Raw genomic sequence first — 13262 nt, 5'->3', positions numbered from 1 at the left:
CTACAATCTTATTAAGACTCTTTTACTTCTTGAGGAAGTTCATCTTCGTCTTCCAGTTTCTCTGGCAGAAGTAGGTTTAAAATGATCGCTGTGATACCACCTGCAGCAACGCCAGTGGAGAAAATACTCTTAATAAATTCTGGCATGAATTGCAGAATCTCTGGTTTTTGCGCGATACCAAGCCCCATTGAGAAGGATAAGGCCATGATCAGAATTGCGCGGCGATCGAGCTCAACACGAGAGATAATACGTACACCAGCGGCAGCAATCGTACCAAACATGACAATCGTTGCGCCACCAAGTACTGGCTCAGGAATCAGCTGAACAAAGCTAGCGACACCAGGAAACAAGCCAAGAATCACTAACATGCCAGAAATAAAGTAACCCACGTAACGGCTCGCAACCCCTGTTAGCATAATGATGCCGTTATTCTGGCTAAAGGTGGAGTTCGGGAAACTGTTAAACACGGCTGCGATTGCAGAGTTTAAGCCGTCTGCTAACACACCACCCTTAATACGTTTCATGTACACTGGGCCTTTGACTGGCTCGCCAGACACTTCGGATGTGGCGGTAATATCGCCGATGGCTTCTAGTGCGGTAATAAAGAAAATCAGCACCAGCGGAATGAACAGAGACCAGTCAAACGATAAGCCATATTGCATTGGTACCGGTAGTGCTACGATCTCGGTTGTGCCTAGCTGAGAAGTATCTACCATCCCCATAAAATACGCCATGATGTAGCCTACTAGCATCGCAATCACAATCGAAGCCACACGGATATATGGGTTTTTCGAGCGGTTTAAAATCACAATTAAGCCAAGTACCGTCCCAGCCAGAGCAAGTTTGTCTAAGCTGCCGAAGGTTCCTTCATTTAATGCCGCGTAGCCACCGCCCATTGATACTAAGCCGACTTGAATCAGAGTGAGACCGATAAGAGTGACGACAATGCCTGAAACGAGCGGAGTGATAATGCGACGAGCATGCTCTAATACGCGAGATAGGAAAATCTCTGCAAATGATGCGACTAAAATCGTACCAAAAATGGCTGCCATCATGGTGCTGATGTCTGCTCCACCTGCTTTCAGCGATAGGCCTGCACCAATAATAGGACCTAAAAAGTTAAAGCTGGTGCCTTGAACAGAGAGTAAACCAGAGCCAATTGGGCCAAAGGTGCGAATTTGAATAAACGAAGACACGCCTGACGCAAATAAAGACATGCTGATGATGGTATTCGTTTGGTCTGCTGGTACACCCAAAGACTGACAGATGATCAGTGACGGAGTGATAACCGCGACGAACATCGCCAATAAGTGCTGAAGTGCGGCAAAAATGGTTTGAGGCAAAGGTGGTCGATCATTGAGTTGATAGACCAGTTCCGAAGATCGGTTTGAAGTTGTCATTGTTTGTCTCGCTAGTCGCAATATATTCCCAGATCTCGCTGAATGGGAGAGCAGGGTGGAGTTGACGTCGTTACCTGTGATTGCTGTTAATCAGAGTCAACTCAGGTTGGTGGAGTGTGATGCAACACACTTAAAAATTTGTGCGCGATTATAGAGAGATTTACTTAAAAAGCAAACGATTGCTTTGGTTTTTAGCGTATTAAAAAACGAGCCATTTGGCTCGCTTTCAATCATTACGCTTTGGAGTAAATATCCCGCTCACCCAACCAGCGATCGATAATCGCTGTTGCGTTAGTCGGGTAATTGTCATGAATATGACGCGCAATACGCTGAACTTCGGGAATCAGGCGTTGATCTCGAACTAAGTCTGCAATTTTGAAATCAGCAAGACCAGTCTGCTTTGTACCCAAGAGTTCGCCCGGGCCACGAATCTCTAAGTCTTTCTGTGCGATGACGAAGCCATCGTTACTTTCACGTAGTACTCCCAGACGTTTTTGCGCGGTTTTCGACAGTGGAGAGTGGTACAGCAGCACACAATGGCTAGCAACGGAGCCTCGGCCCACACGACCTCTTAGCTGGTGTAATTGTGCCAAACCAAGACGTTCGGGGTTTTCGATGATCATCAAGCTAGAGTTTGGCACATCCACGCCAACTTCAATCACCGTCGTTGCGACCAGCAAATGTAGTTTATTGTCTTTGAAATCTTGCATCACCGCTTGTTTCTCTGCCGGCTTCATTCGGCCGTGTACTAGACCAATTTTTACGTCCGGTAGCTTACGTTGAAGCTCTTCAGCGGTATCTGCCGCGGCTTGCGCTTCTAATACTTCCGACTCATCAATCAGAGTACACACCCAATATGCCTGCTTACCTTCGTTTAAACAGGCATTTCGGACACGCTCGACGATGTCGTCACGTTTTGTGTCAGGAATGGCGACGGTTTGAATCGGCGTTCGACCTGGTGGCAGTTCGTCAATCACGGAAGTTTCCAGATCGGCGTAAGCGGTCATCGCTAACGTGCGAGGAATGGGCGTTGCCGTCATGATCAACTGATGTGGGTAGGCGCCTTGTTTAGCGCCTTTTTCACGTAACTCTAATCGCTGATGGACACCAAAGCGGTGCTGTTCATCAATGATGACCAAAGCAAGGTGATGAAATTCAACGTGCTCTTGGAATAGCGCGTGAGTACCCACTACCATTTGCGCTTCACCACTGGCAATGCGAGCCAGCTCGGCTTCCTTTGCTTTACCTTTGAGTTTGCCCGCTAACCAACCGACTTGAATGCCCATTGTTTCAAACCAGTTGGCGAAGTTGATCGCGTGTTGCTCAGCCAATAGTTCGGTTGGTGCCATGAGTGCCACCTGATGGCCATGCTCAATGGCACGAACGGCGGCCAGAGCGGCAACCAACGTCTTCCCCGATCCCACATCACCTTGCACTAGGCGCATCATTGGGTGGGGTTTTTCTAAATCGGTTTCAATCTCTTGTACTACTCGGGTTTGAGCGTTTGTAGGAGAGAAAGGCAGTTGGGCTAAAAGCTGCGTTTTTAGTTTATTACAAGGACCGAGAGGTAGCGCTGAATCCTTCTGACCTTTGCTACGCACCGCCAACATCGAGAGATTCTGTGCTAGCAACTCTTCCATGATCAAGCGTATTTGGGCAGGATGTTTGCCTTCGTCAAACTCATCTAAATTAATGGTTGGTGGTGGGCGATGAATGGTGTGCAGCGCTTGCGACATCGTGATTTGATGGTCATACAACCCCGCTGGAAGTAATTCCTGCACTGCGGTTTTATCAAGCAGGGCTAAAGCTTGTTCGGTAAGGTTGCGCAATGTGATTTGGCGTAAACCATCTGTAGTGGGATAAACAGGAGTTAAGCTCTGTTCTACATCGGGCTTTTGCTCGCTGACGTAAAACTTGTAGTCAGGATGAACAATTTCCAAGCCCATGCCACCGCGCTTAATTTCACCGTAAGCATGTACTAACTTACCTTGCGTGAAATTGTTCTTCATGGCTGCGGTAAAGTTGAAAAAGCGCAGCGTGATAGTGCCATTACCGTCGCTGATTTTTACCGTTAGCATTTTGCGCTTACCGAAGATGGTGTCGACTGCCATGACCTTGCCTTGCACGGCCGCCCAAAGGCCAGCATGCAGTTTAGCAATAGGATAAATACGGGTACGATCTTCGTAGCGCAGTGGAAGATGAAACAGCAAATCTTGAACGCTATGTAAGCCAACTTTGGCGAGTTTTTCTGCGACTTTCGCGCCAACTCCAGAAAGGGAGGTTAATGGGACGGCAGATAACATTTGGGCGGACATAGAGGGCTCAAGAAAATGGTTAACATAGCAGTATGTTAACCATGGAGCTGTGTTTTTGTACAGGAAAAAATAGTCATGCTTTAGTTAGTGTCATGATTTGACTGATAACCTATCATTCCGAGGAGCTTTAGCGACATCAGGATTCTATTTCCAACAAGTATGTCGCTGAAGTTAACACTACCAGCATCTGTATACTCCAGAATTAGATCTTGAATCACGCCCCTTCGCCGCTGTTCAGGATGACGAAAGTCTGTTACTTGCTTTGCATCTCTTGCCACCACGCGTCATCGGCGATGATTTGACCTTCTTCATCGAGTGGTGGGTAAACGAGCCCTTTTCGTTTCGCGACCTTTGCCAGCACTGGGTGACCACGTTCAAAGAGAATACGGTTGATTGTCTCTTTAGGCAGAGCGCTTTCTTCTTGGTCGTACATGCCTGCGGCTTCACGTTGACGTTGCGCTTCATACAAAATTACAGCACTGGCAACCGATACGTTTAGTGACTGCACCATGCCTATCATCGGGATAATTATGTCTTGATCGGCAAGTTGTTTGGCTTGCTCTGAAGCGCCAACTTTTTCACTGCCTAAAATGATTGCCGTTGGTTTGGTGTAGTCGATCTCGCGAAAATCGACGGCGGTGTCCGAAAGATTGGTCACCAAAACCTGCATACCTTGCGCTTTGAGTTCGGTAATCGCAGTTTCAATCGAGTCGTGAGTATCCACTTCAACCCAGTTACGCGCGCCTGCTGAGGTATGGCTCAGCGTACGCATTTTATCAGGCCAAATGGCATGAACTTTGTGTAAACCTGTCGCGTCAGCGGTGCGGATCACGGCAGAGACGTTGTTTGGCTTATGCACTTCTTCGAGACAAAGTGTCAGATCAGTTTGGCGATTTTTTAGGACTTGGTGAATGCGGTTGTAACGTTCTAGGTTCATATTTATTGAGGTATAAAAAATCGCCACCTAACAGGGTAGGTGGCGATAGAGGTTAGTTCTTTCTGCGTCTGACTCGGGTTGCTTGAGGCATTGCCTTAATCTTACGCATGATGCCAGCAAGGTGGACGCGATCTTTCGTCGTCAACAGCACAGTCACAGTGTACAAACGACCATCACGTTCTTCCGTTGAAAGACCATGAATGTTTGACCCTGTTTTCGAGATCACGTTGGTCAGTTCTGCAAGAGCACCTTGGTTGTTAAGCATGTCGACTTTAAGTTCAGCAATGAACTCTTTATCGTAGTCGTCAGACCAAGCGACAGCCATATAACGGTCTGGCTCTTTCTGATAACCACGAACGTTCGGACATGTTTCTCGGTGAACAACCAAACCACGACCAGGCGATACGTGAGCAATAATGTGATCATCTGGGATAGGATGACAACAATTTGCAAACGTCAGCAATAAGCCTTCTGCGCCACGAATCGGAAGCTTCTTCTTCGAGTCCGTTGGGATTGAGCTTGTTGTCGTGAGCTCTTCGGTATCACCAAGGAGACGACGTGCGATCACAATGCTCATCAACTCACCCAATCCAATAGCAGCCAATAAATCATCGATGCTTTCTAGGCGAAGATCATTCAAGACTTCTTGGATATTTTCTGGATAAATTGAATCAATCGAGTGGCGGCCAAGTGCGTGATTAAGTAGGCGACGACCTAAAGTAATCGACTCTTCACGACGCATCGTTTTCAGTACTTGACGAATCTTAGTGCGGGCACGAGAAGTCACGACATAGTTTAGCCATGCCGCATTCGGACGCGCACCAGGGGCACTGATAATTTCCACCGTCTGACCGTTTTTCAATGCCTTACTCAATGGGTAAGGGTTACGATCAACACGAGCACCAACACAAGAGTTGCCTACATCGGTATGTACGGCATAGGCAAAGTCGACAGCCGTTGCGCCTAAAGGTAATTCAACGATACGACCTTTTGGTGTGAAGACGTAAATCTCATCTGGGAAAAGATCGGATTTTACGTTTTCAATGAATTCGAATGAGTTACCCGCGCTTTGTTGTAGCTCTAACAGGCTTTGCATCCAACGCTGAGCTTTCACTTGCGCAGTGGTGCCAGACTTGTCGCCTTTGTCTTTATAAGACCAGTGCGCCGCGACACCTTTGTCCGCCATTTGATCCATATCTTCAGTACGGATCTGAACTTCAACAGGTACGCCATGTGGGCCAACCATGGAAGTGTGTAGCGATTGGTAGCCGTTCGCCTTTGGTACCGCGATGTAATCTTTCATGCGACCAGGACGTGGCTTATACAAGCTGTGTACTTGGCCTAAAACGCGATAACAAGTATCAGCGGTATCAACAACGACTCGGAACGCATAGATATCCATGATGGTGTGAAAGCGCTGTTCTTTGGTTTTCATCTTGTTGTAGATAGAGAACAGGTTTTTCTCACGACCAACGACGCGAGCATTCAAGCCGAAATCTTGCAGACGGCCTTCTATTTCGCTGTGAATACGTTGGATCATCTCTTTACGATTGCCGCGTGCCGCTTTTACCACTTCTTTTAGTACGCGGTAGCGGTTGGGATATAGCGCTTCAAAGCCCAGCTCTTCGAGTTCGGTTTTGATATTGTGAATACCAAGACGATGAGCGAGTGGCGCGTAAATCTCTAACGTTTCACGAGCAATACGACGTTTTTTATCTGGTCGAAGCGCGCCAAGCGTACGCATGTTGTGCGTGCGGTCAGCCAGTTTGATCAGAATGACGCGGATATCTTGCACCATGGCCAGAACCATCTTACGAAAGTTCTCGGCCTGAGCCTCTTTCCTATCGCGGAATTTGAGTTTGTCCAGTTTAGATACACCATCAACCAATTCTGCGACAGTGTTGCCGAATTTCTCTTCGAGATCTTCTTTAGTTACATCACAGTCTTCAATGACGTCATGTAGCAAAGCAGCTTGGAGGGTTTCGATATCAAGGCGCATTTCGGCCAAGATACGAGCCACAGCGACAGGGTGGATGATGTATGGTTCACCGCTAGAGCGGGTTTGCCCTTCATGGGCATCTCTCGCTACCACATAAGATTGACGCAGAGCCTCAATCTGAGGCTCTGTTAGGTATTCTTGGGCAACGTCTTTGAGGCTATCGAATAGATACAAATTATAGGCCCGGGAGGTTGTTGAATTCTAAAGTCAGAATTAACGGTTGTGAGCGATGCTGCTTACTGCCGCTAGCTCTGCCGCTTCTTGCTCTTGCTGTTCTTGACGTTCACGAGCGTCTAGAACTTCTTTAGTAATTAAACCTTCTTCGATTTCGCGTAGAGCGATAACCGTTGGCTTATCGTTCTCTTCTGGCACTAGTGCATCTTTACCGCCAGTTTGCATTTGACGAGCGCGGCGAGCCGCAATCAGTACTAGGTCGAAACGGTTGCCAACTTTTTCAACAGCGTCTTGAACAGTTACGCGTGCCATGAGGACTCCAAATAGTTAACTAAAATTTTAGAATGACGAGAAAGTATACAACCTAACTACTTTATTTACTAGCAATTAGACAAGCCACCGTTTGTGGACTTTCTCAGGTAGTTTATTGTGTTTTTCGCACTGAGCAAAAAACGAGAAATTCTTTATGTTTTACAGCGTGACTTTTTTGAAGTTACTCTGCTAACAACGCGTCAAGCATACCTTTATATTTAGCAGCTTGCTTTTCTTCCTTCAATCTCTCTGCACGCAAGATGGCTTTAAAGTCCATCAAAGCGGTATCAAAATCGTCGTTTACGATCACGTAGTCGTATTCGCTGTAATGAGAGATTTCTGACTTGGCTTCAGCCATACGTTTTGCGATCACTTCATCGCTATCTTGACCACGAGTGTTCAAGCGACGCTCTAGCTCACCGTTTGATGGTGGCAGGATGAAGATGCTTTTGGCTTCAGGCATTTGCTCACGGATTTGACGTGCGCCTTGCCAGTCGATATCTAGAAAAACGTCGATACCTTTATTTAGCGTTTCTTCAATCCACACACGAGAGGTGCCGTAATAATTACCAAACACTTCAGCGTATTCTAGGAAATCACCTTTAGCGATCAGGGCTTCAAACTCATCTTTCGCTACAAAATGGTAGTGGACACCATTTTCTTCACCAGGTCGCATGTTACGCGTGGTATGAGACACAGACACTTTCATTGCGTAGGTTGGATTGCGTTCCAACATCGCTGAGATCAAGCTAGATTTACCTGCGCCGCTAGGTGCAGATACGATATAGAGAGTACCTTTGCCCATTGTACTGTTCCACTTTTGATTGGATTGATTGAGTGCCGAAGGAAAGTCCGACATTCTTATAACGATAGCACTGGCAATGATAAATCAACCACCAAAGGGATGGATATTGGTGATAATCCCGCCAGAAAAATGGAGGCGAAGAGTATCATGATCTCTATTTTGTTACCAGTTGATCTTTTCGTCTTACTTAAATGTTGAAAAGAGCTCGCGTGCGCACAAACAAACGAAAAAAGGGGAAGCTTTCACTTCCCCAGGCGTGCGACTGACTCACACTTAATCTTCAAATTATCCTTGGGATTCTAGGAAATTTATCCAAGGGCTAACGGTAGACCTGAATTTTGGCGATTGAGCCGCGCCTTTCATAGCCTGTAAGGCCTTTTGTGGCTGCTTAAGCTCGAAATAGGCCATCCCGCGAATGTATTCAAGTTCTGCCTTTTGCTCTTTAGAGGCATTCGATGCTGCGTTTTCTACAAAGCGAGTCGCTTCAGAATACTGCTTGTCTTGTACCATTAAGCGAGCAATCTGAATTTGCGTTTTAGCAGAAGGAGCGATGTTATATGACTTTTTATAAGCGAGAATCGATTTATCTAGCTCTTTAGCTTGCTGCCAGAAGCTGGCCAAGCGATCATAGTTTTCCTTCGTCTTTTCAATGTTTCCAGATGCCATCTCCTTCTCAAGAGTTTTGGCCGCTTTATATGGAATACCTTGGTAAGCTAAGAAGTTTACAAAACGTAAGTACTCTTTCTCTCCTTCCAGTTTCCCCATTTTGTAAACCATTTCTAAGGTTGCTAAAGAGTTTTGCTCTTGACCCAACTCCATATAAACGCCAGAAAGTTGCATCCAGTAACGCTTTTTCTGAGGGTACTTTGAAGTAAGGGTTTTAAGCACACTGGCAACGCTTTTCAGCTGTCCTAACTCGTAGTGAGAGGCAACGAGAATTAAGTACCAAGACTCACTTGGGCTCTTGCTCATCGCAATTGCTTTTTTGGTTGGTGGGATTGCATTTCTGTAATCTTCCAACTGGACATAAGCGCTTGCTAACGTGATATAAGCATGAGCTTGAGGCTTCTCTTTGGTTGTTTCTGCAACTTTGAACCATTCCTTCATCGTTTTCACAGACAACGTGTACTTCTCTTCAGCTAGGTAAAGTTGAGCCAAGCTGTAGCGAACTTGTTGAGCGACTGGAACGGGAAGCGCATCGAGCTTTAATGCTTCGGCAAAGTATTTCGCGGCTTGCACATAATTGTCTTGTAGCGAATACAAAAAGCCCGTTTGCTGAAGTAAAACTGCTCGGTCGTATTTTTTCGAACTTGTGCTTTCTAAAGCGCTTGCTAGTTTTTCTTTCGCCGCTGAATATTTTTCAGTTGCGATCAACTCTTGCACTTTGTTGACGGTTCGAAATGTCCGATCTGATAACTGAGGAGCTTCTTTTGCCATCGTAGGAGCGGCAAATGCCACTCCTGCGAAGAGAATTAAAGAAGCCACTTTGCTTTTCCATAAACTTTTCATCGTGACTCCTTAATTGGTTGAGAACTCTATTTCTTGCGATAGGCGCGAGCTAACAGGTTTCCCGTCAACCAATTTTGGTTTAAATGTCCATTTAGAGACTGTTTTTCTTGCCGCTCGACCGAGGCCTAAGCGTCGTGGTTGCTCTTTAAGAACTTTGATGTCCTCTACGGCACCACGTGCATTTACAGTAAACTCTAGTAAGACGACCCCTTTTTCAATTCCTGCTTTCGCAGCCTTTCTAGGCATTTGAGGCTGGAATGTTGCAAGAGGGGTCGGACCTCCGCTACCCGCTAATTGTGCACCTCCACCCTGGCTATAATGTCCAAGCACCGAGCCACCTGTAACATTTACGGGTAGGTCAAGTTTTGGCATATCCATTGGGGTCTGCTCCATCACCGGTTTTACTGTCGCTGTCACTTTCATTTCTGGCGGCGGCGGCGGACGCTTAGGTGGTGGTGGTTTTGGAAGTTCGCGTTTTTTCTCCTGTATTTTTTCTTCTGGTTTAATGCGAATAAACTCGACCATACGCAGGTCATCATTCGACACTAACTCGTGGCGCTCTTTGTTTACTAGCTTGTCCATCCCCCAGAACAACCCGAGAGAGACAATGAGCGCCAGTGCAATTGAGGCCAGATACCGCATAAGCTTAATCCTTATTGGTTGCGGCAATGGAGATGCTTTCTACACCTGCCATTTTGATCTGGTCCATAACCTTCACGACTACGCCAGCATTTGCTTCAGTGTCGGCTTGGATAACAACTGCGCCATCAGGACTTTCTGCACGAAGACGTTCAATATTCGCGCGAACCGCGTCCACTTCGATGCGGCGTTTATCAACCCAAACATCACCCGCCGCACCAACTGCGACCATGATGTTACCTTTCTTAACGGTTTGCGCTGAGCTTGCCGTCGGACGGTTTACTTCTAGACCTGCTTCTTTTACGAACGATGTTGTTACGATAAAGAAGATCAACATGATAAATACGATGTCGAGCATCGGTGTCATATCGATAGCGGTTTCATCACTGCTATCACTGCTATAGCGTCTTTTCATGACCTATACCTCTAATTCCATTTACTCAGGCAATATGCTTTAGCTTATCTTCCAGCTTTTGCGTTGTGACTTTGGCTAAATGATCAAGACGTGAACTAAAGAACAGCCCTGATAGAGAAGCCACCATCCCGGCTAAAGTTGGGATTGTTGCCTTTGAGATCCCCGAGGCCATTGCTCGAGGGCTTCCTGTTCCTGTTACCGCTAAGATGTCGAATACTTGGATCATGCCGACAACGGTGCCGAGTAGACCCAGTAGGGGACAGAGTGCAATCAATACTTTCACGATTGGTAGTCCCTTTTTATTCTCAATATCCTGACGAGAAACGATTTCTTGTCGGATCATCTTAGCGTTCCAACTTTGATGCTCTGAGCGCCCTTGCCATGAGCCAACGGCTTTTTTCATGGCTTTTGGAGCGACGGCAGCAAAATAGAACCAACGTTCTAACAATACTGCCCACAGCATAAAGCTGAGGATGAAGATGGCGACGAGTACATCGCCACCCATTCCCAAGAAGCGCCTAATTGATTCAAGTTCTCCAACTAACCACCACATAACGCCTCCTTAGCTTTCGGCTTTATGCAGTTTTTCCTGATAGCGAGCGATGAAGCCTGCACTCTGTTCTTCAAGAGTTTGAACCAAACGACGACCTTTGCTGTGTACGATGGTGTAAAGGAACAGCAATGGAATTGCGACAACCAGACCTAGCATAGTGGTAACAAGAGCTTCAGAAATACCGCCAGCCATCAGTTTAGGATCGCCGGTACCGAACAGAGTAATAGCTTGGAATGTGCCGATCATACCCATTACCGTACCCAGTAGGCCAAGTAGAGGTGCTACAGAAGCAAATAGCTTGATTGAGCTGATGAAGCGTTCAATGCTTGGAGCGTTACGTAGAATGATTTCGTCCAGCTTCGCTTCCAGATCTTCAAGGTTGTCACCTTTGTGCTCTTGGTAAGCTTGGATAACTTCACCCAATGGGTTGCCAGGAATCACGGTTTCTGATTTCGCTTGCTTACGCATTTTACCGCCAATCACTTGAAGGCGTAGGAAGCAAACAAGAGCAATGATAGCGCCTACTGCACCCATACCAAGGATGACGTAACCTACAATGCCACCTTGATCAATACGTTCTTGAACGGTAGGGCTTTGTACAAGTAGAGACAGAATTACACCACGGGATGGGTCAATAAACAGTGGCTCATAGCTGTTTGACGCTGACTCAAATCCTGCAACATGACGTGTAATATTGGTGCGAGGCTGTCGAGAGAGTTCTTCGAACTTACCTGTTTGAGGTACATAAGTAACGTACTTACCATCGGCAATCGCGTTAAACTCACCGACGAGAGTGACATCGCGAACCGCTTCTTTACCTTCGCCATAAACAACCGTTGCTTGGGTTGTTGCAGTTTCGCCAGAAGCAACCACTTGTTGAAGAATGGTATGCCAGAAAGCTTCTAGCTCTTGTGTTGACGGCAGTTCTTTACTTTCAGCCAGTTTCGTTAGTAGCGCGTCACGCTCTGGGAACTGAACTGCGTTTTGAGAGGCTGCAAATAAGCCCTTAAACTCTCCCGCATACTGGCGGACCACACCAAACATTTCGCCCAAAGTACCAGAGCGAACACGTAGGGTTTCTGTTAGTTCAGTTAGCTGCTTATCGTTTTCATCAAATGTTGCTTTAAGTTGATCGCCCAGTGCTTGCTGCGCAGCTAACTCTTCGCGAGCTTGTTGCAATAATGCCGCTTGCTTATCGCGATTGTTCTTGAACTCAGCTTCACGGGCTTTGTTCTCTTTCGACTCAACGATGCTTTCTGATTTTACGTTTTTAAGTAGTTCAGATAAGTTTTTAGGCGCTTCTGCTTGTACGCCAGAAACCATAAATAAGCTCGCTAGTAGGCCAGCGGCTAGAGTTTTGAATCCTTTCATCTCTTATTCCTCCCCAGCAAATACAGGCAGTTTGATTAGCGCTGGTGGCGCTTGCTTCTTCGCGATACGAAGGCCTTGCTGTACCGCGATGCGGTAGCTTTCTGGTAATGTTTCCCATTGACGTGTTTGTTGGTTCCACATACCTGTCTCACCACCGTCTGGAGATTGGAATAGAAGTGCTGTGCGACCAATACGTAGGAAATCGTAAGTCACGATTTCACCATTTCGGTCTAGGCTAGCTTTGTAAGATTCGATTGAGCGAGAGAAGCCTTCTTCAATTTGGTACGCTTCCATCACTTTACGGAATTTCTCTGAAGTTGTTACGTCGGCGCGATCCATGAGACGACGCAGTTCTTGAACTCGCTTATTACGCTCTTTTTTCTGGAAAGGCAGATCGAGAGTCACAAATTCGTCGAGTGCATCGATCATTTTTAATGTAAGTGGCACCACTTCTGTTGCCGTTTGATCGATTTGAGCAATTTGGTTATTTAATGAGTCCAACTCGCCTTGCTGCGATTGAACCATACGGTTAATTTGCTCGTTGTAGACTTTCATACTGTCGATTTGACGAAGTAAGCCTTTGTATTCTGCCAACATGCCTTCAGTGCTTTCGGCATAGTTGTCGATTTTTTGTTGCGAAGCTTCTGAAGATTGATTTGCTTTTGCTTGTGTGGAAACGACAGCACCAGAGTTGGCCGCTACAGAGCTACTACTGATAGTAAGCAATGCTGCAGCTATGGCACTGAGACCAAATTCCTTGAATTTCATGGTTGCATCCTTGTCAGTGTTTTAGTCAGTCGAAAAGGGCGCGGAAAACCCGCGCCAAATATTTT

The 13262-nt window shown here is 46.5% G+C and carries 12 protein-coding genes; all 12 read right to left on the bottom strand.

What is annotated here, in order from left to right:
- Positions 1–11: 11 nt before the first annotated feature.
- Complete coding sequence (locus NDJ01_RS17725) at positions 12–1400, bottom strand: uracil-xanthine permease family protein (protein WP_046874138.1); 1389 nt, start codon at positions 1398–1400, stop codon at positions 12–14.
- 233 nt (positions 1401–1633) lie between these two features.
- Positions 1634–3715, bottom strand: coding sequence for an ATP-dependent DNA helicase RecG (gene recG / locus NDJ01_RS17720; RefSeq protein WP_258587074.1), 2082 nt, complete (start codon positions 3713–3715; stop codon positions 1634–1636).
- 253 nt (positions 3716–3968) lie between these two features.
- The gene (trmH, locus tag NDJ01_RS17715) at positions 3969–4652 is read right to left on the bottom strand and encodes a tRNA (guanosine(18)-2'-O)-methyltransferase TrmH (protein ID WP_258587073.1); all 684 of its coding nucleotides are present in this window, start codon (positions 4650–4652) and stop codon (positions 3969–3971) included.
- Positions 4653–4704: 52 nt separating this feature from the next.
- Positions 4705–6825, bottom strand: coding sequence for a bifunctional GTP diphosphokinase/guanosine-3',5'-bis pyrophosphate 3'-pyrophosphohydrolase (gene spoT, locus NDJ01_RS17710; RefSeq protein WP_005394948.1), 2121 nt, complete (start codon positions 6823–6825; stop codon positions 4705–4707).
- 39 nt (positions 6826–6864) lie between these two features.
- Positions 6865–7137 carry a DNA-directed RNA polymerase subunit omega gene (gene rpoZ, locus NDJ01_RS17705; protein WP_005379346.1) on the bottom strand — a complete coding sequence of 91 codons (273 nt, stop codon included), beginning with the start codon at positions 7135–7137 and terminating at the stop codon, positions 6865–6867.
- Positions 7138–7318: 181 nt separating this feature from the next.
- Complete coding sequence (gmk, locus tag NDJ01_RS17700) at positions 7319–7942, bottom strand: guanylate kinase (RefSeq protein WP_005394946.1); 624 nt, start codon at positions 7940–7942, stop codon at positions 7319–7321.
- 285 nt (positions 7943–8227) lie between these two features.
- Entirely contained in the window at positions 8228–9451 is a 1224-nt protein-coding gene (locus tag NDJ01_RS17695; protein ID WP_047009404.1) for a lipopolysaccharide assembly protein LapB, read from the bottom strand.
- Positions 9452–9460: 9 nt separating this feature from the next.
- The gene (locus NDJ01_RS17690; protein WP_006741809.1) at positions 9461–10093 is read right to left on the bottom strand and encodes an energy transducer TonB; all 633 of its coding nucleotides are present in this window, start codon (positions 10091–10093) and stop codon (positions 9461–9463) included.
- A gap of 4 nt (positions 10094–10097) precedes the next feature.
- Positions 10098–10505, bottom strand: a complete 408-nt coding sequence (locus tag NDJ01_RS17685; protein ID WP_005379359.1) for a biopolymer transporter ExbD — start codon at positions 10503–10505, stop codon at positions 10098–10100.
- A 25-nt stretch (positions 10506–10530) separates the two neighbouring features.
- Entirely contained in the window at positions 10531–11058 is a 528-nt protein-coding gene (locus tag NDJ01_RS17680; protein ID WP_005379363.1) for a MotA/TolQ/ExbB proton channel family protein, read from the bottom strand.
- Between the two features lie 9 nt (positions 11059–11067).
- Complete coding sequence (locus NDJ01_RS17675) at positions 11068–12429, bottom strand: MotA/TolQ/ExbB proton channel family protein (protein ID WP_065275018.1); 1362 nt, start codon at positions 12427–12429, stop codon at positions 11068–11070.
- 3 nt (positions 12430–12432) lie between these two features.
- Entirely contained in the window at positions 12433–13197 is a 765-nt protein-coding gene (locus NDJ01_RS17670; protein WP_006741812.1) for a DUF3450 domain-containing protein, read from the bottom strand.
- Between the last annotated feature and the right edge of the window lie 65 nt (positions 13198–13262).

Source organism: Vibrio sp. HS-50-1 (genome assembly GCF_024747315.1).
Taxonomy (GTDB): Bacteria; Pseudomonadota; Gammaproteobacteria; order Enterobacterales; family Vibrionaceae; genus Vibrio; species Vibrio diabolicus.
The sequence above is the reverse complement of the archived record's forward strand: the minus strand, read 5'-3'. Positions and strand labels throughout refer to the sequence as shown.